The organism is Zhihengliuella salsuginis (assembly GCF_014651715.1).
In the GTDB taxonomy this organism is placed as follows: Bacteria; Actinomycetota; Actinomycetes; order Actinomycetales; family Micrococcaceae; genus Zhihengliuella; species Zhihengliuella salsuginis.
The window spans coordinates 45110-67949 of record NZ_BMXK01000013.1; the positions used below are offsets into that span (position 1 = coordinate 45110).

18 protein-coding genes are annotated in these 22840 nt (G+C 70.7%); 13 read left to right on the forward strand and 5 right to left on the reverse strand.

The genetic code is table 11. The annotated features are described in order from the left end of the window. Positions 1-9: 9 nt before the first annotated feature. Complete coding sequence (locus IE069_RS14070; protein WP_189351223.1) at positions 10-1539, reverse strand: NCS1 family nucleobase:cation symporter-1; 1530 nt, start codon at positions 1537-1539, stop codon at positions 10-12. A gap of 258 nt (positions 1540-1797) precedes the next feature. Here IE069_RS14070 and IE069_RS14075 point away from each other — a divergent pair, with 258 nt between their 5' ends. The 10 genes from IE069_RS14075 (at position 1798) to IE069_RS14120 (ending at position 13561) form a co-directional block, all read left to right on the forward strand. Further along, a complete protein-coding gene (locus IE069_RS14075) occupies positions 1798-2589 on the forward strand; it encodes a hydroxypyruvate isomerase family protein (RefSeq protein WP_189351226.1) in 792 nt (263 codons plus the stop codon). A gap of 50 nt (positions 2590-2639) precedes the next feature. After that, positions 2640-3557 carry a 2-hydroxy-3-oxopropionate reductase gene (locus tag IE069_RS14080; protein WP_189351227.1) on the forward strand — a complete coding sequence of 306 codons (918 nt, stop codon included), beginning with the start codon at positions 2640-2642 and terminating at the stop codon, positions 3555-3557. A gap of 47 nt (positions 3558-3604) precedes the next feature. After that, the gene (gene gcl / locus IE069_RS14085) at positions 3605-5413 is read left to right on the forward strand and encodes a glyoxylate carboligase (protein WP_189351229.1); all 1809 of its coding nucleotides are present in this window, start codon (positions 3605-3607) and stop codon (positions 5411-5413) included. A gap of 7 nt (positions 5414-5420) precedes the next feature. Further along, on the forward strand, positions 5421-6605 hold the full coding sequence (locus tag IE069_RS14090) for a glycerate kinase (RefSeq protein ID WP_189351230.1): 1185 nt from the start codon (positions 5421-5423) through the stop codon (positions 6603-6605). Next, entirely contained in the window at positions 6602-7990 is a 1389-nt protein-coding gene (allB, locus tag IE069_RS14095) for an allantoinase AllB (RefSeq protein WP_189351232.1), read from the forward strand. The genes IE069_RS14090 and allB overlap by 4 nt, the downstream gene beginning before the upstream one ends. Before the next feature lie 189 nt (positions 7991-8179). After that, the gene (locus IE069_RS14100; protein WP_189351234.1) at positions 8180-8419 is read left to right on the forward strand and encodes a hypothetical protein; all 240 of its coding nucleotides are present in this window, start codon (positions 8180-8182) and stop codon (positions 8417-8419) included. 172 nt (positions 8420-8591) lie between these two features. Beyond that, a complete protein-coding gene (locus IE069_RS14105; RefSeq protein ID WP_189351235.1) occupies positions 8592-10340 on the forward strand; it encodes an ABC transporter ATP-binding protein in 1749 nt (582 codons plus the stop codon). Next, positions 10341-12350: an ABC transporter ATP-binding protein gene (locus tag IE069_RS14110; protein ID WP_189351237.1), complete on the forward strand. Its 2010-nt coding sequence runs from the start codon at positions 10341-10343 to the stop codon at positions 12348-12350. Between the two features lie 24 nt (positions 12351-12374). Next, the gene (locus tag IE069_RS14115; protein ID WP_189351239.1) at positions 12375-13145 is read left to right on the forward strand and encodes a CPBP family intramembrane glutamic endopeptidase; all 771 of its coding nucleotides are present in this window, start codon (positions 12375-12377) and stop codon (positions 13143-13145) included. Positions 13146-13213: 68 nt separating this feature from the next. Next, a complete protein-coding gene (locus tag IE069_RS14120; protein WP_229791174.1) occupies positions 13214-13561 on the forward strand; it encodes a copper amine oxidase in 348 nt (115 codons plus the stop codon). A gap of 7 nt (positions 13562-13568) precedes the next feature. Here the strand turns inward: IE069_RS14120 and IE069_RS14125 are convergent, their stop codons facing one another. The 3 genes from IE069_RS14125 to IE069_RS14135 all read right to left on the reverse strand — a co-directional run bounded on the left by IE069_RS14125 (position 13569) and on the right by IE069_RS14135 (position 17737). Then, the gene (locus IE069_RS14125) at positions 13569-14357 is read right to left on the reverse strand and encodes a carbonic anhydrase (protein WP_189351240.1); all 789 of its coding nucleotides are present in this window, start codon (positions 14355-14357) and stop codon (positions 13569-13571) included. 126 nt (positions 14358-14483) lie between these two features. Further along, the gene (locus IE069_RS14130; protein ID WP_189351254.1) at positions 14484-16133 is read right to left on the reverse strand and encodes a flavin monoamine oxidase family protein; all 1650 of its coding nucleotides are present in this window, start codon (positions 16131-16133) and stop codon (positions 14484-14486) included. 116 nt (positions 16134-16249) lie between these two features. Beyond that, entirely contained in the window at positions 16250-17737 is a 1488-nt protein-coding gene (locus IE069_RS14135) for an APC family permease (protein WP_229791175.1), read from the reverse strand. A gap of 103 nt (positions 17738-17840) precedes the next feature. On the opposite strand from IE069_RS14135, the gene IE069_RS14140 reads away from it, so the two are divergent. After that, positions 17841-19490, forward strand: a complete 1650-nt coding sequence (locus IE069_RS14140) for a PucR family transcriptional regulator (RefSeq protein ID WP_189351242.1) — start codon at positions 17841-17843, stop codon at positions 19488-19490. Here IE069_RS14140 and IE069_RS14145 read toward each other — a convergent pair. Continuing rightward, entirely contained in the window at positions 19487-20338 is an 852-nt protein-coding gene (locus tag IE069_RS14145) for a nitrilase-related carbon-nitrogen hydrolase (protein ID WP_189351244.1), read from the reverse strand. The two genes, IE069_RS14140 and IE069_RS14145, sit on opposite strands and share 4 nt — an antisense overlap. Positions 20339-20647: 309 nt before the next feature. Between IE069_RS14145 and IE069_RS14150 the strand changes: the two genes are divergently transcribed. Both IE069_RS14150 and IE069_RS14155 read left to right on the forward strand, forming a co-directional pair. Then, entirely contained in the window at positions 20648-21868 is a 1221-nt protein-coding gene (locus IE069_RS14150; protein WP_189351246.1) for an NRAMP family divalent metal transporter, read from the forward strand. Positions 21869-21870: 2 nt separating this feature from the next. Further along, positions 21871-22683, forward strand: coding sequence for a putative hydro-lyase (locus IE069_RS14155; RefSeq protein WP_189351248.1), 813 nt, complete (start codon positions 21871-21873; stop codon positions 22681-22683). Positions 22684-22840: the final 157 nt, after the last annotated feature.

The following is a 22840-nucleotide window of genomic DNA, read 5'->3' on the forward strand; positions in this document are numbered from 1 at the left end:
GGAGTGCTCCTAGTGGGTGCTGGCGACGGCGATGGGCTCGCCGGAGACGTCGGTGAACTGCGGACGGCGGTCCGCCACGAGCAGGTAGAGGCCCGCGCCGAGACCCGCCCCGAGGAACCAGGAGAGGGCTGCGACGGAGGCGAAGACCGGGATGAAGGCGAGCAGCAGGGCGACGGCGGCGGACGGCGCGAACGCCGCGACCGCGCGGGTGTTGACGCCCCGCCGGTAGTAGTAGTCGGTCTCCGGCCGGTTGCGGTAGAGGTCCGGGACGTTGATGCGGGTCCGGCGGATCAGCCAGTAGTCGGCCATGATGATGCCGAAAAGCGGACCGAGCAGGGCGCCGAGGCCGCCGAGGAAGTACGTGATGACGACCGGGGAGTTGTAGAGGTTCCACGGCAGGATCAGCAGGCCGAGGATTCCGGAGACGATGCCCGCGCGCTTGAAGTCCAGGATCTTCGGGAAGAGGTTGGACAGGGTGTAGATCGGGGCGACGAAGTTCGCCATGAGGTTCACGGCGATCGTCAGCACCAGCAGGGCGAGGCAGGCCATGACCAGGAAGAACGTGTTGGGCACGGTCTGGACGATGTCGGCCGGCGATTCGATGACGGTGCCGTTGATCTTGAACTGGGAGCCGGCGAGGACGATCACGATGGCGCCGAAGAGGAGCATGTTGATCGGGATGCCGTAGAAGTTCCCCCGCACGATCGAGCGCTTCGAGTGGGCGCCGCGGGTGAAGTCGCAGAAGTTCAACACGAACGTGCCGTAGATCGTGACCCAGAGGCCTGCTCCGCCGAGGATCGCGAGCCACATGTCCAGGCCCGTCTTCGAATCGGGGGTGGTCCAGGCGATGGCGCCGCCGGCTTCGATGAACATCCACACGGCCAGCGCGGCCATGGTCACGAGGATGACAGGGCCGGCGAACGCCTCGTACTTGCGGATCATCTCCATGCCGTAGCTGACGATGACGAGCTGCAGGGCCCAGAGCAGCAGGAAGGAGATCCAGCCCAGCGTCGACAGCCCCAGGAAGGAGTTCGCGTCGAGCGCTGCGGCCGGGGGGATCACGGCGACGATCATGATCCGGAAGACCACGGAGGCCAGGTAAGTCTGGATGCCGAACCAGGCGATGGCGACGACGCCGCGCACGATGGCCGGGATCTGGGCGCCGCGGATGCCGAAGGCGATGCGGCTCATCACCGGGAACGGGATGCCCGTCTTCTCGCCCATGAACCCGGAGAGGTTCAGGAGCAGGAACAGGAGGGCGCCGCCGAGTCCCAGGGCCAGCAGGATCTGCCAGCCGCCGAGCCCGAGTGCGAAGAGGCCGATGGCGAAGGCGTAGTTGCCGAGGCTGTGGACGTCGTTGGCCCACAGGGTGAAGATGCTGTAGGCCCGCCAGGGCCGGCCCGACCTCTTCGTCGGGGCGAGATCCTGGTTGTAGAGGGTCGGGCTCAGGTCGTAGGGATTGCTCGCGTCGGTGCCGCGGACGGGTTCGGGGGCCTCGGCGATCACGGGCGGAGCAGTCGTTTCGTGGGTTGTGCTCATGAGGGAGTCTTTCGTTCGTGGCCCGGGGGCCTCGGAAAGGGGAGCTGCAAATTCCACTTAGCGGAAGTTTGATTCCATAGCAGTCCGCTTAAGTAATGCCCATCACAATCTGGTCTGTCAAGAGGCTATCTCGCATCGCGGTAGTTGTCGTCCGAAAAACGGAAAAGCGTCTTGACAGGTGTGACCCGGCGCACCTAGTGTTCTCATAAAGCAAGAGTTAACTTCCAGATTGTGGAAACTATCGACGAGGAGGACCCGATGTCCTACACAGTGAACTGCTCGATTCTCCTGACGGAACTGCCGCTGCTCGAGCGCCCGGCCGCCGCCAAGGCCGCCGGCTTCGACAAGGTGGAGTTCTGGTGGCCGTTCGCGGAGGCCGTGCCGGCCGATGCCGACGTCGACCGCTTCGTCGCCGCCCTGGACGACGCCGGCGTGGCCCTGACCGGGCTGAACTTCCTCGCCGGCGACATGCCGGCCGGCGACCGCGGCCTGGTCTCCTGGACCGGCCGCGAGGCCGAGTTCCGCGACAACGTCGATGTCGTCGCCGGAATCGGCCAGGCCACGGGCTGCCGCCACTTCAACGCCCTCTACGGCAACCGGCTGGAGTCCTCGACCCCGGCCGCGCAGGACGAGCTGGCCGTGGAGAACCTCGTCGCCGCCGCGAAGGGCGTCGAGCGGATCGACGGGACGGTCCTCCTCGAGCCGGTCTCCGGAACTCCCGCCTACCCGCTGAAGACCGCCGCCGACGCGCTCGGCGTCATCGACCGCGTCGCGGCGGCCGGCGCCGGGAACGTGAAGCTCCTGGCCGACTTCTACCACCTGGCGGTCAACGGGGACGACGTCGCCGCCGTCATCGAGGCGCACGCCGCGAACTTCGGCCACATCCAGATCGCCGACAACCCCGGCCGCGGCGCACCCGGCACGGGCGGGCTGCCGCTCGGCGAGTGGGTCACCCGGTCCCGCGAGCTCGGCTACACGGGCCCCGTCGGCCTCGAGTACAAGGCGGCCCGCGACGACGCCTTCGCGTGGCTCATCCGCCAGCCCGCCTGAACCGACGACGTAGAGCACCTCCACCGAAACCCCACTGAGGAGAACCCACCATGGCACAGCAGAAAATCGCCTTCATCGGACTCGGCATCATGGGCCTTCCCATGGCCAAGAACCTCGTCTCCGCCGGATTCTCCGTCGCCGGCTACAACCGCAGCCCGCAGAAGACGGCGGACCTCGTCGCCGCCGGCGGCACCGCGGCCGGCACCATCGGCGAGGCCGTGGCCGACGCCGACGTCATCATCACGATGGTTCCCGACTCCCCGGACGTCGAGGGCGTCGTGACGGGGGAGAACGGCGCCTTCGCCCAGGCGAAGGAGGGCGCGCTCTGGATCGACAACTCCACGATCCGTCCCGACGTCGCCGTCACCCTCGCCGAGGAGGCGCGGGCCGCGGGGCTGCGCGCCCTCGACGCCCCGGTCTCCGGCGGCGAGGCCGGTGCGGTCGCCGGCGCCCTGTCGATCATGGTCGGCGGCGACGCCGCCGATTTCGACGCCGCAGCGGACGTCTTCGCCGCCGTCGGCAAGACCATCGTGCACGTCGGACCGGCCGGATCCGGCCAGACCGTCAAGGCCGCCAACCAGCTCATCGTGGCCGCCAACATCCAGGCCCTGGCCGAGGGCGTGTCCTTCCTCGAGGCCTACGGCGTCGACACCACCGCCGCGCTGGAGGTCCTCGGCGGCGGCCTCGCCGGCTCGAAGGTGCTGGACCAGAAGGGGCAGAAGATGCTGGACCGCGACTTCGCCCCCGGCTTCCGCCTGGCCCTGCACCACAAGGACATGGGCATCGTGACCGCGGCGGCCCGCGAGGCCGGCGTCGTGCTCCCGCTCGGCGGGCTCGTCGCGCAGCTCGTCGCCTCGACCGTCGCCACGGGCGACGGCGGCCTGGACCACTCGGGCCTGTTCCGCGGCGTGGAGCGCCTCAGCGGCGCCGAGCAGGCCGCGGAGTCCACCGCACCCACCTCGGCCTGACGGCCACGGGCGGATCCCCGCCCCACCATGACTTCGAAGGAGCAATCATGACCCGCATGCGCACGGTCGACGCGATCGCGTTGATCCTCGAGAAGGAAGGCGCCACGGAGGCCTTCGGCCTGCCCGGCGCCGCCATCAACCCCCTGTACTCGGCGATGAAGGCCCACGGCGGCATCCGCCACACCCTGCACCGCCACGTCGAGGGCGCCTCCCACGCCGCCGACGGCTACTCCCGGGCGACCGGCGGGATCGGCATCTGCATCGGCACCTCCGGGCCGGCCGGCACGGACATGATCACCGGCCTCTACGCCGCGATCGCCGACTCGATCCCGATGCTGTGCATCACCGGCCAGGCGCCGACGCACGTGCTGCACAAGGAGGACTTCCAGGCCGTCGACATCGAGTCGATCGCCAAGCCGGTCACCAAGTTCGCCTCCACGATCCTCGAGCCGGGCCAGGTGCCGGGCACGTTCGCGAAGGCCTTCCAGATCATGCGCTCGGCCCGCCCGGGCCCCGTGCTGCTGGACCTGCCGATCAACGTGCAGATGGCCGAGATCGAGTTCGACATCGACGCCTACGAGCCGCTGCCCGCGGACCGCCCGGCCGCCACGCGCGCCCAGGCCGAGAAGGTCCTGGACCTGCTCGTCGCCTCCGAGAACCCGCTGATCATCGCCGGCGGCGGCGTCATCAACGCCGAGGCCTCCGAGCAGCTGGTCGAGCTGGCCGAGCTGCTGAACATCCCGGTCTCGCCCACGCTCATGGGCTGGGGCGCGATCCCCGACGACCACCGCCTGCAGGCCGGCATGATCGGCATCCAGACGCACACCCGGTACGGCAACGAGACCTTCCTGGCCTCCGACTTCGTCCTGGGGCTCGGCAACCGCTGGGCCAACCGCCACACCGGCGACCTCGACACGTACCGGGACGGGCGCACGTTCGTCCACATCGACATCGAGGCGACGCAGATCGGGCGCGTGTTCAGCCCGGACCTGGGCATCACCTCCGACGCCGGCGCCGCCCTCGAGCAGCTGATCGCCGCGGCCCGTGCCCGCAAGGCGGCCGCGACGCTCCCCGACTACTCCGCCTGGGCGGACGAGTGCACCGCCCGCAAGGGGACCGGCCACCGCAAGACGAACTTCGCCAACATCCCGGTCAAGCCGCAGCGCGTCTACCAGGAGATGAACGCGGCGTTCGGCCAGGACACCACGTACGTCTCCACGATCGGCCTCTCGCAGATCGCCGGGGCGCAGATGCTGCACGTCTTCGGCCCGCGCCGGTGGATCAACGCCGGTCAGGCCGGCCCCCTGGGCTGGACCGGCCCGGCCGCGCTCGGCGTCGTCCGCGGCAAGCCGGGGGAGCGCGTCGTCGCCCTCTCCGGCGACTACGACTTCCAGTTCATGATCGAGGAGCTCGCCGTCGGCGCGCAGTTCAAGCTCCCGTACATCCACGTGGTGGTGAACAACTCCTACCTGGGCCTGATTCGCCAGGCGCAGCGCGGGTTCGACATGGATTACCACGTGTCCCTGGGCTTCGAGAACATCAACTCCCCGGAGACGAACGGCTACGGCGTCGACCACGTCAAGGTCGCCGAGGGCCTGGGCTGCAAGGCCGTCCGCGTCGAGGACCCGGAGCGCCTCGGCGACGCGTTCGCCGAGGCCGGCCGCCTGGCCGCCGAGCACCAGGTGCCCGTGGTGGTCGAGGTGATCCTGGAGCGCGTCACCAACATCTCCATGGGCGCCTCGCTGGGCGCGGTCAACGAGTTCGAGGAGCTGGCCGCGACCCCCGAGGACGCGCCGACCGCGCTGACCCCCCTGGCCACCGCTCGCGCGGCGGAGCCGGCGGGCGCGGGAGTCTAGGGCCGCCATGAAGGTGGTGGTGGCACCCGACAAGTTCAAGGGCTCGCTCACGGGCGCCCAGGCGGCCGACGCGATCGCCGCCGGCGTGCGCGACGTCCTCGCCGACGCCGAGATCGTCGAAGTCCCCGTCGCCGACGGCGGGGAGGGGACGGTCGCCGCGGCCGTGGCGGCGGGCTTCGAGCTGCGCACGGCCGCGGTCGCCGGGCCCACGGGCGCCGATCACCAGGCGGCGTTCGCGCTGCGGGGGAGCACGGCCGTGGTCGAGCTGGCCTCCGCGTCCGGACTCGACGCACTGCCGGGCGGTCCCGACCCGCTGGGCGCGACGAGCCGCGGCACCGGCGACGCGATCCGCGCCGCCCTCGACGCCGGGGCGCGCGAGATCGTGCTCGGGCTCGGCGGCAGCGCCTCGACCGACGGCGGCGCCGGCCTGCTGGTCGGGCTCGGCGCCCGCCTGCTGGACGAGTCCGGGGCGGGGCTGCCCGACGGCGGCGCCTCCCTGGCGCGGCTGGCCTGCGTGGACCTGTCCGGACTCGACCCGCGCCTGGTCACCACCCGCTTCACCCTCGCCGCCGACGTCGACAACCCGCTGCTCGGCGTCCGCGGGGCGGCCGCCGTGTTCGGGCCCCAGAAGGGTGCGACGCCGGCGCAGGTCTCCCAGCTCGACGCGGCCCTCGCGCGGTTCGTCGAGGTCCTCGACCGGGTCGCCGGCGCCGACTGCTCCGGCCTCGCCGGTCAGCCCGGGGCCGGCGCGGCCGGCGGCGTCGGCTTCGCGGCCCTCGCCCTGCTCGGGGCGCGCCGCCGCAGCGGCTTCCAGGTCGTGGCCGAGCTCGTGGGCCTCGACGCGGCGCTCGCCGGTGCGGACGCCGCCATCACGGGGGAGGGCAGCCTCGACGAGCAGACGCTCGGCGGCAAGACGCCGGCCGGGGTGGCCGCCGCCGCAACCGACGCGGGCGTGCCCGCCCACGCGGTCTGCGGGCGCAGCCTGCTGGACGACGGCGCCCGCGCCGCCGCCGGGTTCGCCTCCGTGGTGGCCCTGACCGACTACGAACCCGACCCGGCGGTCTGCATGCGCGACGCCGCCGGCCTCGCCCGGCGTGCCGGGCGCGAGATCGCACAGCACCTCGCCGAGCGCCCCGCCGGAGGCGGCGGTACCATCGGCTCACCGAGACGAGCGAAGGAGCTCACGCCATGACCACCACCAGCGCCGAGAACGCACCCGGCACCACCACCGCGGCGGAGTCCGTCGCCTACGACCTCGTGCTGCGCGGGCCCCGCGTCCTCGTCGACGGCACCACCGCCCCCCGCCAGGTGGGCGTCAGGGATGGCCGTGTGGCCGCCGTCGTGCCCTACGACGAGCCGCTGGAAGGCGCCCGGACCGTGGAGCTCGGCGACCAGCAGGTGCTGCTGCCGGGACTGGTCGACACGCACGTGCACGTGAACGAGCCGGGACGCACCGAGTGGGAGGGGTTCGACTCGGCGACCCGCGCGGCCGCCGCCGGCGGCGTGACCACCCTGATCGACATGCCGCTGAACTCCATCCCGCCGACCGTCGACGTCGCCGCGCTCGAGGAGAAGCAGGCCGTCGCGGCCGCCAAGGCGCACATCGACGTCGGCTTCTGGGGCGGGGCCGTGCCCGGCAACGAGTCCGACCTGAAGCCGCTGCACGACGCCGGCGTGTTCGGCTTCAAGTGCTTTCTGCTGCACTCGGGCGTGGACGAGTTCGCGCCGCTGACGCCGGAGGCGATGGAGGCGGACATGGGTGAGCTGGCGGAGTTCGACTCGCTCATGATCGTGCACGCCGAGGACGCGACGACCATCGAGTCGGCGCCCGTCCCGGCCGGCCCCGGCTACGCCGGATTCCTCGCCTCGCGCCCCCGGGCCGCGGAGAACGCGGCCATCCAGGCCGTCATCGAGGCCGCCCGGCGCACCGGCGCGCGGGCGCACATCCTGCACCTGTCGTCGTCGGACGCCCTGGACGCGATCCGCGCCGCGAAGGCCAACGGCGTCCGGATCACCGTGGAGACCTGCCCGCACTACCTGACGCTGGAGGCCGAGGCGATCCCGGACGGCGCCACCGCCTACAAGTGCTGCCCGCCGATCCGCGAGCGCGCCAACCGCGACCTGCTCTGGGAGGCGCTGCTCGACGGGACGATCGACTGCATCGTCTCCGACCACTCGCCGTCGACCGTGGAGCTCAAGCTCGCCGGCGGCGGAGACTTCGGCGAGGCCTGGGGCGGCGTGTCCTCCCTGCAACTGGGGCTCTCGCTCATCTGGGACGAGGCGAAGCGGCGCGGCATCGCGCTCGAGCGTGTCGTCGACTGGATGGCGACCAACACGTCGCGCCTCGTGGGGCTGGAGCGCAAGGGGCGGATCGCCGTCGGCGCCGACGCCGACTTCGCGGTCTTCGAGCCGGAGACCGCGCTGCGGGTCGACGCCGCACACCTGCACCACCGCAACCCGGTGACCCCCTACGACGGGCGCGAGCTCACCGGCGTCGTCGCCGGCGCCTGGGTGCGCGGCGAGCCGGTGGACTTCGAGACGCCTCGCGGGGAGCTCATCCGCCGCGGGGAGGCCTGAGGGCCCTCTAGATTCCCGGGGGCGGGACGGAGGCGGCGAGTCTAGTGGCGATTCGCGCCGCTGCCGCCCCGGCCCCGGGTCACCCGTGCGGTGCGCTGAGAGTGGCACCGCCCGCCGGCACCCGACCTGCGCGGAATAAGTACGGCCACGCGACCGTTCTCCTTGTGTGACGTGAATCACGGGGGTGCGATGAACGACGACCAGAAACGACCCATCGTCCGGGACACCACCGGGCTGAGTCCAGGCTACCGATTCCGGTGGTGGTCCAAATATGTGGGCTACACGTTCTTCGGGCCGGCGGACGTGCAGCCGCACCTGAACCCCATCGAAAAGCTCAAGCACGAGCGCGCCGTCCGCGTCCTCCGCGCGCACGAGTCCGAGGGGACCCCGGCGCCCCAGGACGTCATCGACGCTGCGAGGGAGCTCTAGTCCGCGCGGTCGCCCCGCCCGTCTGCGGCTCCTGATGCCATTCACGGAATGACGACTTTCAGGGTCGGAATCATCCCTGAGGCGGATCTATTTGCGGGTGGCGGGGAGTAGGGTGCATTCTGCCTCGTTCGCAGCCGGCGTTCGGGGTGCCCCGCAAAGGATCACCGCCCCCATGCTCTTGCGTCTGTTCGCGCAGTATTCCAAACCGTACAAATGGTGGATCGCCGCTGTTCTCCTCCTCCAGCTCGCCACCACGATGGCCACGCTGTACCTGCCCAGCCTCAATGCGAGCATCATCGACGAGGGCGTGGTCAACGGGGACATCGACTACATCTGGAGCACCGGCGGCGTCATGCTCGCCGTCGCCCTGATCCAGGTGGTCACCGCCGTCGGCGCCGTCTACTTCGGCGCCCGCACCTCCATGGCGATCGGCCGCGACATCCGCCGGTCCGTCTTCCATTCGGTCGCCGGCTTCTCCGCCCGCGAGGTCAACCAGTTCGGTGCGCCGACGCTGATCACGCGCGGCACCAACGACGTCCAGCAGGTCCAGATGCTCGCACTGATGGGCCTGAACTTCATGGTGACCGCCCCGATCATGTGCGTCGGCGGCGTCATCATGGCGCTCCAGGAGGACGCGGGGCTGTCCTGGCTCGTGTGGGTGTCCGTGCCGATCCTCCTCGTCGTCGTCGGCTTCCTCGTGGTGAAGCTGATGCCGCTCTTCCGCACCATGCAGGACCGGATCGACGGCATCAATTCGGTGCTCCGCGAGCAGATCACGGGCATCCGGGTCATCCGGGCGTTCGTCCGCGAGCCCTACGAGACCGAGCGCTTCCGCGAGGCCAACGAGAAGCTGACGGAAACGGGCGTGAAGGTCGGCCAGCTGTTCGTCCTCATGTTCCCCGTGATCGGCCTCATCCTGCACCTGGCCACGGCCGCCGTGATGTGGTTCGGCGGCCAGCGCGTCGACGCCGGCGAGATGCAGCCGGGCGCGCTCACCGCGTTCCTGCAGTACCTGCTGCAGATCCTCATGGCCGTCATGATGGGCACGTTCATGGCCATGATGGTTCCGCGGGCCATGGTGTGCGCGGACCGCATCTCCGAGGTACTCGACGTCGAACCGTCGCTGCACGAACCCGCGGCCGGCCCCGAGCTGCCCACCGGCGAGGACGGTGCGCCCCGCGGGAAGGTCGAGTTCAAGAACGTCACCTTCGGGTACCCGGGCGCCGAGGAGCCCGTGCTCAAGGGACTCTCCTTCACGGCCGAGCCGGGCAAGACGACGGCCATCATCGGCTCCACCGGCGCCGGCAAATCGACCCTGCTGAACCTCATCCCGCGCCTGTACGACGCCGGCGGCGGCGAGGTGCTGATCGACGGCGTGAACGTCCAGGCGCTCGACCGGAACACCCTGTCGAAGGCCGCGGTCGCCGTTCCCCAGAAGCCCTACCTGTTCTCCGGGACGGTCGCCTCGAACCTCCGCTACGGCAAGGACGAGGCGAGCGACGCGGAGTTGTGGGACGCCCTCGCGATCGCCCAGGCCGCCGACTTCGTCCGCGACACGGACGGCGCCCTCGACATGCCCATCTCCCAGGGCGGCACGAACGTCTCCGGCGGACAGCGCCAGCGGCTCTGCATCGCCCGCGCGCTCGTGGCCCGTCCGTCCGTCTACCTGTTCGACGACTCGTTCTCCGCGCTCGACGTCACGACCGACGCCAACCTGCGCACGGCCCTGGCCGAGAACATCGCCGACGCGACGATCATCCTGGTCGCCCAGCGCGTCGCCACCATCACGGAGGCCGACCAGATCCTCGTGCTCGACGACGGCGAGATCATCGGCCGCGGCACCCATGAGCAGCTGCTCGAGGGCAACGAGACCTACCAGCAGATCGTGGAATCGCAGATGGCAGCGGAGGAGGTGGCCTAGATGGCGTTCAAGACCAAGAAGGAGCAGGAGCCCGAGGTCGAGCTGACCGAGGACGAGCTCAACATGAAGCTGGACGACGGCTTCGGCGACATGGCCCCGCCCCGCAAAGCCCAGCACTTCTGGCCCTCGGCCAAGCGCCTGCTGTCCCTGCTGGCGCCCGAGAAGGTGCTGCTGTCGGTCGTGTTCGGCTTCGTGGCGGTCGCCGTCGTGCTGAACGTGATCGCGCCCAAGATCCTCGGCATGGCGATGGACGTCATCTTCGCCGGGTTCGTGGGTGCACAGATGCCCGAGGGGGTCCCCCAGGACCAGATGGTCGCCGGCCTGCGGGCCGACGGCCAGGACGATCTCGCCGAGATGATCTCCGGCATGGAGCTCGTCCCCGGTGCCGGGGTCGACTTCCAGCAGCTCGGCCTGATCATCGCGATCGTGCTCGCCATGTACTTCGTCGCCAACGCGTTCATGTGGGGGCAGGGCTACCTGCTGAACAAGCTCGTCATGCGGGTCGTCTACAACCTGCGCAAGGCGGTCGAGGACAAGCTCAACCGGCTCCCGCTGAACTACTTCGACACGCGCCAGCGCGGCGACGTGCTCTCCCGCGTGACGAACGACGTCGACAACATCCAGACCGCCCTGCAGCAGGCCTTCGCGCAGCTGGTGCAGTCCGCGCTGACCGTGATCGGCATCGTCATCATGATGTTCGTGGTGTCGTGGCAGCTCGCCCTCATCGCGCTGGTCGCCCTGCCGCTCTCCGCGGTCGCCGCCGGCATCATCGGCGTGCGTTCGCAGAAGCTCTTCAAGCACCAGTGGAAGGCGACGGGCACGCTCAACGGGCAGATCGAGGAGGCGTTCTCCGGCCATGATCTGATGAAGGTCTTCGGTCGCGAGGACGATGCGCTCAAGCAGTTCGATGCCAAGAACGAGGACCTCTACAAGGCGTCCTTCGGGGCGCAGTTCATGTCCGGGACCATCTTCCCGGTCATGAACTTCATCTCCTACCTCGCCTACGTGGGCATCGCCGTCGTCGGCGGCCTGCGCGTCGCCTCCGGGCAGATGAGTCTGGGCGACGCGACGGCGTTCATCCAGTACTCGCGCGAGTTCACGCAGCCGCTGGGCCAGATCGCCGGCATGGCGAACCAGCTGCAGTCCGGCGTGGCCTCGGCCGAGCGCACGTTCGAGCTGCTCGATGCCGACGAACAGGACCCGGAGACGGCCGACGCGCACCTGCCGGAACGCGCGGACGGACACGTCGAGTTCCACCACGTGTCCTTCTCGTACTCCGCCGAGACCTCCCTCATCGAGGACCTGTCCTTCGATGCGGACCCCGGCCACACGGTGGCGATCGTGGGCCCGACCGGGGCCGGCAAGACCACGCTGGTCAACCTGGTCATGCGGTTCTACGAGCTCGACTCCGGCCGGATCACCCTCGACGGCGTCGACATCACCGACCTGTCGCGGTCCGAGCTGCGTTCCAAGGCGGGCATGGTCCTGCAGGATGCATGGCTGTTCAACGGGTCCATCATGGACAACATCCGCTACGGGCGCCTCGACGCCACCGACGAGGAGGTGTACGCGGCGGCGGACGCGACCTACGTCGACCGCTTCGTCCGCGCCCTGCCGGACGGCTACGACACCGTGATCGACGACGGCGGGACCAACGTCTCCGCCGGTGAACGCCAGCTCATCACGATCGCCCGGGCCTTCCTCGCGAATCCCTCGCTGCTGATCCTCGACGAGGCGACGTCCTCCGTGGACACCCGCACGGAGGTGCTCGTTCAGCAGGCGATGAACGCGTTGCGCACCGATCGGACGTCGTTCGTGATCGCCCACCGCCTCTCCACGATCCGCGACGCCGACACGATTCTGGTGATGGAGGCGGGCCGCATCGTGGAGCAGGGCAACCACGAGGAGCTCATCGAGGGCCAGGGGGCCTATTACCGGCTGTACCAGAGCCAGTTCGCCGGCCCGGCCGAGGATCCGGACGCGGTCACCGACTCGATTCCGGCCGTGTAGGCCACGCGGTCTATCGTGGCCCGTATGCACAACGCCACCACCCCGCCCCCGCCGTACCCGTTGCCGCCGAAGGCCAGGCAGCCGGTGTACGACGCCGGCCCCTTCCGGCGCGCGGATGCGGTGGTGCTGGTGCTCTACGGGCTCCTGCTGGGACTGGGCGTGGCCGGTCTGCTGCTGCTCGTCCCCGCCTACATGGGCCTGTTCCCCACCGAGAACCAGGCGATGTTCTCGGTGAACCTGATCTCCTATGCCGTCCTGTTCAGCGCCGCCATGGTCGTCGCGGCGCCCCACCTGTTCCGCACCTTCGGCACCTTCGTGCACAACCCGTGGGCGAAGTTCGGGCTCGTCCCCGGGCTGTGGCTCGCGTCGATCCTGACGACGACGGGCATCCTCGTCGCCTCGGGTGCGGACCCGACCAAGAGCGAGAACCAGCTCGCGATCGAGGCCATGACGCGCGACGTGCCGTTCGCGACCATGTTCGCCACCGCCGTCGTGATGGGGCCGCTCGTGGAGGAGTACGTGTTCCGGCACCTGCTGATCGGCAAGATGAGCCGCAAGGTGCCGGTGTGGATCTGCGTGCCCGTCTCGGTGGTCGCGTTCGCGGGCCTGCACTTCATCGGCTCGGGCACGTTCGACCCGGTCTCCGCGATCCCGTACCTGGTGCTCGGCGTGGCGATCAGCCTCGCCTACGTCTTCACGGGCAAGTCGCTGGCGTACGCGTACGTGCTCCACTTCTTCAACAACGCCGTCTCGCTGACGCTGGCGTACTCGCTCGGCCCCGAGCTGGGACTCTAGCCGCGGGTCGGCGCGCGCCGGTCCGTCTCGAGCACCGGCGCGAGTGCCTACGGGACTTCCTGCCCGGCGTGGGGCTGCCGGTTCAGATCCACGTGACCACGGACAGGTATTTCGCCACCTACAACCCGGCCGACTACGGCCGTGGTGTCCTCGACTTCGTGGAGGAAGGGCAGGAGGAGGAGCTGGCCGACGTCGTCTCCTGGGTGGCCGTCGGATTCCACCACGTGCCGCGCGACGAGGACCAGTCGCCGATGGAGATGCACTGGCAGGGCTTCTCCCTGCTGCCGCGGGACCTCAACGCCCAGCGGCCGGGCGTCCCCGAGGGGCGCGAGCACCTCAACGGGCGGCCCGACGAATGGCAGGGCGAGGACGTCGACGACCTGATCGAGCGCGACGGCGGCTCGTCGGGTCGCTAGGACCGGGTCAGCTCCGGCGCGGTTCCCAGTCCACCAGCCCGGTATCGAGGTCGTAGACGGCGGCGATCACGCGCGTGCGGCCCGCCTCGACGGCGTCGCGGATGATCTGCGACCGCTCGACCAGCGCCTCCGCGACGGCGAGGGTGTTCGCGGCCACGACGGCGTCGATGAACGCCTTCTGGTCCTCGACCGGATCGGCGGCGCGGACGACGGGTGCGATCTCGTCGACGATATCTGCGACTTCTCCGGGCGCCCGGGGGTTGTCGGGCGCGGCGGCCACCGCCTCGACCGTGGCCGTGACCGCGCCGCAGCCCGTGTGCCCGAGGATGACGAGCACCGGGACCTCGTAGGGGCTGCCGGCCGCGAACTCCATGCTTCCGACGAGGGTGTCGTCGAGGACGGCGCCTGCGGTCCGCGTGGTGAAGATGTCGCCGATCCCCTGGTCGAAGACGAGCTCGGGGGCGACACGCGAATCGACGCAGCCGTGGACGAGTGCCCAGGGGGCCTGATGTTCGGCCGTGCCGGCGCGTGCATCCGCTCCCTGGTTCGGGTGCTTCGCCGCGCTGGCGGCGAAGCGCTCGTTGCCCGTCTTGAGCCGCTCCAGGGCCTCCTCCGGCGTGCCCGGCACGGGCGTGCTCGGCGTCGGGGTGCTCTCCGGCGCTGCCGCCGGCGCGCAGGCGGCCAGGCCGGAAAGCGCCGCCAGAGCGCCGACGCCGGCCAGCAGGTTCCGGCGGCTTGTGGCGCCGGACGAGCCTGCGGCAGTGCGGACCGTGGGGACGTGGGCGGTGTCGTTCATCAGCATTCCTCCCGGGCGTGGGCGCCGGCGCCGGCGCCCGGACAGTGGGTCTAAAGTCCGAAGCTAGTAGACGCCGCTGTCCGGATCCACTTCGCGTCGCAGATGACGCTCCGCGGGGTGTCCTGCCTAGTCAAGCGGCATGGGGCCGATCTCGTCGATCGCCTCGCCCGGGCCCGGGTTCTCCGGGTGGCTGGTGCCGCCCAGGTGGTCCACGACGCCCCACACGGCGTTCAAGCCCGTGGTCACCGCGCCTTCGGCCCAGCCGGCGGTGAAGGACACGTCGTCGCCGGCGAGGAAGATGCCGCGCTGGTGGGCGGGAAGCTCGTCCTGCTTGAAATGCGTGAAAAGGCGCTGCTGGTAGCGGTAGTGGCCCGGCAGGTTGGCCTTGAACGCGCCCATGAAGTTCGGGTCCGCCTCCCAGGACACGGTGATCGGCTCGCCGACGATGTGCGAGGCGATGTCGACGTCGGGGTAGATCTGCGCCAGCGAGTGCAGCATGAGGCGCACGCGCTCGTCGGCGTCGAGCGAGAGCCACTTCAGGGCGTCGTCGTTCCACGTGTAGGACAGGAGGATCACTGCGGGCTGGTCCGGCCCGTTGTCGAGCAGGTAGGTGGCGCGGGGCAGCCGGTCCGTGAGCGTCATCGAGAGGGTGTCGCGGCCGGTCTGCGGGTCGCGCTCCTTCCAGAACGGGCGGTCCACCATGACGAACGTCTTCGAGGACTGCATGTAGTGGTTGCGCTCGATCGCCGTCCACATGCCCGGGGCGAAGAGGGTCTCCTCCGTGTGGATGCGCGTGGAGAGCAGCCAGGTCTGGCACGTGACGACGGCGGTCGCGTAGCTGGCCGTGTGGCCCCACTTGTCCGTGATCTGCAGGTCGCCCTCGGGGCGCTCGTCCGTCGCCGGGCCGCGGGAGATGCTGGCGACGGCGCCGCGCGTGCTGCCGTGGTGCAGGCTCGCGAGCGACGTGCCGGCCGGCCAGAACTCCAGGTCGTCCGGGGCGTGGTTCCAGAGGGCCTCGGGCAGTTTCTGGGCGCCGCCGACGATGCCGCGGTGCTCGTCGTCCGCGTTGGTGTAGACGATGCGCAGGATCTCGAGGATCGAGTTCGGGAAGTCGGTGTCCCAGCCGCCCGAGCCGAAGCCGACCTGGCCGAACGCCTCGCGGTGCTCGAATCCGGCCTCCTTGAAGGAGCGGCTCGCCGCGATGAAGCCGTAGAACGTCTGCTCGTCGAAGGTGGGGATCATGGCGTTCCAGATCTCCTTGATGCGCGGCACGTCGCGGGACCGCAGCGCCACCTGCATCTCCGCGAACATCGCGTGCTCCGCCAGCGCCGCGCTCCACGCGTCGGAGACCTCGTGGAAGAACGCCGGCAGGTCCGCGTCCGTCTCGGCGTAGTGCTTGACGCCGGCGAGCTCGATCACGGTGCTGGGGGAGGCCGGGGACAGCGGGTTCGGGAAGTCCTCGGTCTCCAGACCCAGCATCTCGACGTAGTGGTAGAACGACTTGCCGGAGACCGGGAAGCGCATGCCGCCCAGGTCCACCGTGACGCCCGGGGCGCCGTCGAACGCGGCCGTCTTCAGGCGGCCGCCGATGTGGCCTCCCTCGTAGAGGACGGGCTTGAGGCCGAGCTTCATGAGCTCGTACGCGGCGACGAGGCCGGACAGCCCCGCGCCGACGACGGCGACCTCGGTCCCGTACTGCTCGGTCGGGACCGACCCGAGCCCGGCCGGGTGCTGCAGGTAGTGGTCGTAGCTGAAGGGGAAGTCCGGGTTCAGCATGGTGACAGGGGGCAGGTCCTGCGCGGCGGCGAGGTCCTCGCCGGTGAGGGCCGGTGTGCTGGCGTACGGGGTCGACATGGGTCGGTTCCTTCGGGAGGTCGGGGGTGTTCGGGAGATCAGGCGCGGGGGTCGGGCTGGCCGGCGCCGGTGCGGGCGGCGAGGCTCGCCACCGAGTGGCGGCGCCCGTAGCCCAGGTAGACGAGGGCGCCGACGACCATCCAGGCGAGGAAGACCCACCAGGTCGTGAGCCCCAGGTTGACCATGAGGTAGACGCACATGCCCGCGCCGAGGAGCGGGACCACCGGGAAGAACGGCACCCGGAACGTGCGCTTCATGTCAGGGCGGCTGCGGCGGAGGTAGATGACCGACAGGTTGACCAGCATGAACGCGAACAAGGTGCCGATGCTCGTGGCGTCCGCGAGCTGGCCCAGCGGGATCAGGCCGGCGATGACGGCGATGACGCTGCCGCAGATGAGTGTGCCGGCGGCCGGGGTGCCTGTGCGCTTGGACACGCGGCCCAGGATGCGCGGGACCATGCCGTCGCGGGCCATGGTCATCAGGATGCGGGTCTGCCCGTAGAGCACCGTGAGGACCACGGAGGCGATGGCGACGACGGCGCCGACCGCGAAGATCAGCGAGATCCACTTGGCGCCGGTCAGCTCCTGCAGGATGACCAACAGGGCCGCCTCGGTGCCGTCGAACCAGCTCCATTCGCGGGCGCCGACCGCGGCGATGGCGACGAGGATGTAGAGGCCCGTCACGATCGCCATGGAGGCGATGATGGCCCGCGGCAGGTCGCGCTGGGGGTCCTTGGCCTCCTCGCCGGCCGTGGAGGCGGCGTCGAAGCCGATGTAGGAGAAGAACAGGCGGGAGGCGGCGGCCGACATGCCGGCTGCGCCCATCGGCAGCAGGGTCTCGTAGTGGGCGGCCTGGAAGGCGGAGAAGGCGATGCCGATGAACAGCAGCAGCACGCCGATCTTGATGACCACCATGACGGTGTTGACCCAGGCGGCCTCGGAGATGCCGCGGATCAGCAGGAGCATCGCGAGCAGGACCAGGATGATCGCGGGCAGGTTGATCATGGAGCCGTCGGCCCCGCCGGGCGGGGCGGACAGCGCCGCGGGCAGGCCGAGGCCGAAGATGCTCAGCGTCTCGTTGACGTACTCGGCGGAGCCGACGGCCACGGCGGCGACGGAGACGCCGTACTCGAGGACCAGGCACCAGCCGCAGACCCAGGCCAGGCCCTCGCCCATGGTCGCGTACGTGTAGGAGTAGCTGGATCCGGAGACCGGCACGGCGCCGGCCATCTCCGCGTAGGACACGGCGGAGAGCAGCGCGGCGACGCCGGCGATCAGGAAGGAGATCCAGACGGCGGGGCCGGCCATCGGCACCGAGGAGCCGAGGACGACGAAGATGCCGGTGCCGAGCGTGGCGCCGACGCTGATCATGGTCAGCTGCCACATGCCCAGCGAGCGTTTGAGCCGGCCGCTGTTCGCGGTGCCGTCGGTACCGGCGCCGGCGACCATCTGCTCGATGGGTTTGCGGCGGGCCAGCTGTCGCGCCAAGGGTTCGCGCGGCGGCGCTGACGCGTGGGTGTCGATCATGGTGAGTCCTTTTCCAGCGGGTGGGAACCTCGTCCGTTCGCACCCCAGCGTCGCATGTGAGCTGGCTTACAGAATGGGCGGTTCTATCCTAGGATGTGCCTTTATGAGTCTATTCGCACCAACTGTGGGCACCGAGGCGGACGGCGGCGGCCTCGCGAGCGTCCCGCTGGAACGCTTCCTGTCGGGTCTGCCCGAGGGGACCCGGAGGGTGTACGACGCGGGTGCCGACGGCGGCCCGCCGATCGCCGTCCGCTGGGCCGAGCCGAGCGAGCTGGAGGACCCGACCCCGTACCTGCTCGAGCACGAGGTGGTCCTCACGGCGGGGCTGCCGTTCGTGGGCGACGGGGGAGCGCCCGACGCCGTCGACCGGTACGTGGAGCGGCTGACGAGGGTCAGCGTCTCGGCGCTCGTCTTCGGGCTGGACCCCTACTTCGACGAGGTCCCCGCGGCCCTCCTCGCGGCCTGCCGCCGGCACCGGCTGACTCTCGTGTCGGCGCCGGCCGAGATTCCGTTCGCCGCGCTCGGCCTGCAGTTCGCACGCCTCCTGGAGGCCGAGAACGTGCGTGTCATGCGCCAGATGGCGGAGGGGAACCGGCGCCTGATGCGGGCCGCCCTGGCGCCCCGGCCCGAGGCCGACCTGCTGGAGGCGCTGATGCGGACCGTGCCCGGCTGGGCACTGGTGGTGGGGGCGAACCGCCGCACGCGCGCTCGGGCCGTCGCCGCCAAGTCGCGGGTCGGCGTGCCCGCGCAGGAGGTGCTCGACGACGTCGTCGGCCGCCTCTTCGCGGGGCGGGGGCCGCGCGTCGAGACCCGTCAGCTGGCGCCGGAGGGCGGCGGGTGGATCGTGGCGCACCCGTTGCGCGGTGCGCGCGACGAGACCCTCGGGGCCCTCGTGCTCGGGGCCGAGGCGCCCCTCGATGCCGCCGGGCAGTCGGTGGTCGGGACGGCGGTCGGCCTGCTGGAGGCGCTGCTGCGGCAGCGCACGGAGGGGGCGCTCGCGCCGAGCCAGCTGGCGACGGGCCTGCTCCTGCGACCGGATCATCCCGGGGCCGCCGAGCGGCGCGAGGTCGTGGACCTGGCGGCGCAGAGCGCGTCGGCACCGAGCGGGTCCCGCCTGCGGGTGGTGCACGGGTTCCGTGCGGACGGGCGGCCCGGCCCGACCGCCCGCCGCGACCGGTCGGGCGCGATCCTGCAGTGGCGGCGCATTTTCGACACCAAGCTGGTGGAGCTGACCGACTTCGGCTTCACCGCCATCACCCGCCTGAACGTCGAGCCGGCGGTCGTGAACGAGGTCGAGGCGCTCGGCTGGCGGCTCGCCGTCTCGGATCCCGTCGAGGTGCCGGAGCTGCCCGAGGAGCACCGGCGGCTCGCCGTGCTGCGCGCCCGCGCGTTCGAGGCCGGACGCACGCTGCGGGCCTCGGGCGACCCCGTCTCGGTGCCGTCGCTGCTCGGCCGGCAGGCGGGTGAGCTGCTCTTCGAGCACGCGTTCGGCCCGCTGGGCGGGCTCGAGTCCGACCGCGCCGCCGCGCTGCTCGACGTCCTCGAAGCGTGGCTCCGCGCGCACGGCGGGTGGGACGCGACCGCGAAGGCGACCGGCCTGCACCGCAACAGCGTGCGCCGCCAGATCGCCCAGGTGGGCGAGCTGATCGGGCGCGACCTGAGCGACGCCGGCACCCGGGCCGAGCTGCTCATCGCGCTGCGCTACCGGCCGTCGTCGTACGTGGGCGTGCCGGGCGGCGCCGCGGGCCGCTAGGCCCGCTCCGGCCAGCTGCGGTAGAGCTCGGGGCGGAGTTCGCGCAGGTAGGGGACGCGGTCGCGGGCCGCGGCCGCGTCCGCGGCGCTCACATCGGCCGCGATCAGGGCGGCCGGCGCCGTCCCGGAGTCGACGCGCGGCGCGTCGGCGAGATGGTTGCCCGTGGGCCCCAGGATCATGCTGCCGCCGCCCAGCTGGATCCCGCCGTCGGCGCTCGGGGCCGGTCCCGCGTGGTTGGCGTACGCGATCGCCACCTGCGACTCGAGGGCCCGGGCCGGCAGCAGGATGTCCTGCACCTCGGTGAACTCGGCGGTCAGGGCGGTGGGCACGGCGACGACGTCGGCCCCGGCGGTCGCCGCCGCGCGCACCATCTCGGGGAATTCGACGTCGTAGCAGACCAGGAGGCCCACGCCGACGCCGTTCACGTCGACCACGGGCGGCGCCGCCGTCCCGGCGGTGAACACCTCCTGCTCCTCGTCGCCGAAGAGGTGCACCTTGGTGTGTGTCGCGAGGCGCTCGCCGGCCGGGGACACGAGGGCGGCGGTGATCGTCCAGCCGTTCCCCGCGCGCCGCGGGGCGCTGTAGACGATGTGGATGCGGTGGGCGCGGGCGGTGGCCGCGACGTCGTCGTCGATCCGGCGCACGACGTCGTCGCCCAGGTGGGGTGCCACCGCGGCGGGCGCGTAGCCGCACGTGAAGAGCTCGGGCGTGACGAGCAGTTCCACCCCGTCCGCGGCGGCGCGTTCGGCGGCGGCGGCGATCTGCGCGAGGTTGCGGGCGACGGCATCGTCACCGGCACCTCCGGCGCGCGGGGTCGAGGCCGAGGCCTGCATGACGGCTATCCGCATGGTTGCTCCTCCGGGTCGGTGCGTGGGCGGGGTCCGCCCTCCAGTGCCAGCCTAGCCATACGAGGTTTGCGGCACGAGGGGCCGATTCATCTCCGGAGGCCGGTTTCCGGGTCGATCCGTCCTGCCCGGGGTTCGGGTCGCCCGGTGCGGGCCGAGGCGCGACCGCAGCGCGTATTCCGAAATTGTTCAACAACCTCTTGCGCAGATTGTTGAACAACCAGTAGAGTCCCATGCAACAACGCGATGTGGCCACCATCACTTTCAGTCCGCATCCGCACTCGCACCCGCACCACCACCGGAAGGCCCATCATGACGACTGCGCCCGCGCCGAAAGCCCAGTTGAGTCCCGCCGCCCGCCGCACCGCCCTCCTGGGGGCCATGTTCCTCATGGCCACCAGCGCGATCGGGCCCGGATTCATCACCCAGACCACCGTCTTCACCGTCCAGCTCGGCGCCGCCTTCGCGTTCGCGATCATGATCTCGATCGTCGTCGACATCGCCGTGCAGCTGAACGTGTGGCGCGTCATCGGCGTCTCCGGCATGCGCGCCCAGGAGCTCGGCAACAAGGTCCTCCCGGGCGTCGGCTGGTTCCTCGCCGGGCTCGTCTTCCTCGGCGGCATGGTCTTCAACATCGGCAACATCGCCGGCGCGGGCCTCGGCATGAACGCCATGCTGGGGCTCGACCCCAAGATCGGCGGCGCGATCTCCGCCGTCATCGCGATCCTCATCTTCGTCTCCAAGCGCGCGGGCATGGCGCTGGACCGCATCGTCGTGCTCCTCGGCGCCATGATGATCCTGCTGATGCTCTACGTTGCGATCGTCGCCGCGCCCCCGGTCGGCGAGGCGCTCAAGAACACCGTCATGCCGGCCGAGGTCGACTTCCTGACGATCACCACGCTCATCGGCGGAACGGTCGGCGGCTACATCACGTACGCCGGCGCGCACCGCATGATCGACACCGGCACCTCCGGCCCCGAGCACGTCAAGGAGGTCAGCCGCAGCTCGGTGCTGAGCATCATCGTCACCGGCATCATGCGCATCCTGCTGTTCCTCGCGATCTTCGGCGTCGTCGCCGGCGGTGTGGCGCTGACCAGCGACAACATGGCGGCCGAGGCATTCGGAGCCGCCGCCGGCGAGATCGGCATGCGCCTCTTCGGCGTCATCCTCTGGTCCGCTGCGCTGACCTCCGTGATCGGAGCGGCCTACACGTCGGTCTCGTTCGTCACCCGTTCGACGACGGCCGTCCGCACCCGCAACCTCGTCACCATCGCGTTCATCCTGGTCTGCCTGACGGCCTTCCTGCTGCTGGGGCAGGCGCCGCAGACACTGCTGATCTTCGCCGGCGCGTTCAACGGCCTGATCCTGCCGGTCGGCTTCGGCGTCCTCTTGTGGGTCGCCTGGCGGCGCCGCGACCTGCTCCAGGGGTACGAATACCCCAAGTGGCTGCTCGTCATCGGCGCCGTCACGTGGCTGCTGACGGTGTACCTCGGCTGGAACTCGCTCGCCGGCCTGGCCGCGCTCTGGGCGTGATCATGGGGCACCGAGACCACGGTATCGACCGGCGCGAGGCCGCCGGACTGGGCCCCCGCGAGGCGCGAGAGCGCTTCCGCGCGGGGCTGAGCGTCCCGACCTCCGGCTTCTCCCGCGGCTACACGCAGGCGAACCTGATCATCGTCCCGAAGGAGCAGGCGTTCGACGTCCTGCTCTTCGCCCAGCGCAATCCGAAGTCCTGCCCCGTGCTCGGCGTGCTCGACGCCGGCGAGACCAGCGGCCCGCTGCTCGCGGGCGGTGACATCCGCACGGACGTCCCTGCGTACACCGTGTACGAGAACGGCGTCCGGGTCGCCGAGCCGGCCGACATCACCGGCTACTGGCGCGAGGATCTGGTGACGTTCATCGTCGGCTGCTCCTTCACCTTCGAGACGGCGCTCATGGACGGCGGCATTGCCATGGCGCACCTCGAGCAGGGGGTGAACGTGCCGATGTACCGCACGAGCATCCGCAGCGCCCCCGCGGGGTCGATGTCCGGGCCCATGGTCGTGTCGATGCGGCCGATCCCGGCGTCCCGGGTCGCGGACGCGGTCCGCATCACCTCGCGCTATCCGGCCGTCCACGGTGCGCCGGTCCACGTCGGCAACCCGGCCGAGATCGGCATCGAGGACCTCGCGCGGCCGGACTTCGGCGACGCCGTCGAGATCCCGGAGGGGCACCTCCCGGTGTTCTGGGCCTGCGGCGTCACGCCGCAGGCGGCGGTGATGGAGTCGCGTCCGGCGCTGGCCATCGGCCACGCGCCCGGGCACATGCTCATCACCGACGCCCGCGACAGCGAGTACCAGGTCCCGTAGGCGTCTCATTCCGGGCGTCGTCGCCGCGATGCCCGCCCTGAGGTCGGCGAGAAGAAAGTACTCGAGGAGGTACTTTCGTACGAGCCAAAATGTGGGTGGCACTTCATAGAGTAGTGGCATGGACTCACCACCGGAGCGGAACGAAGAATCGGGAGGG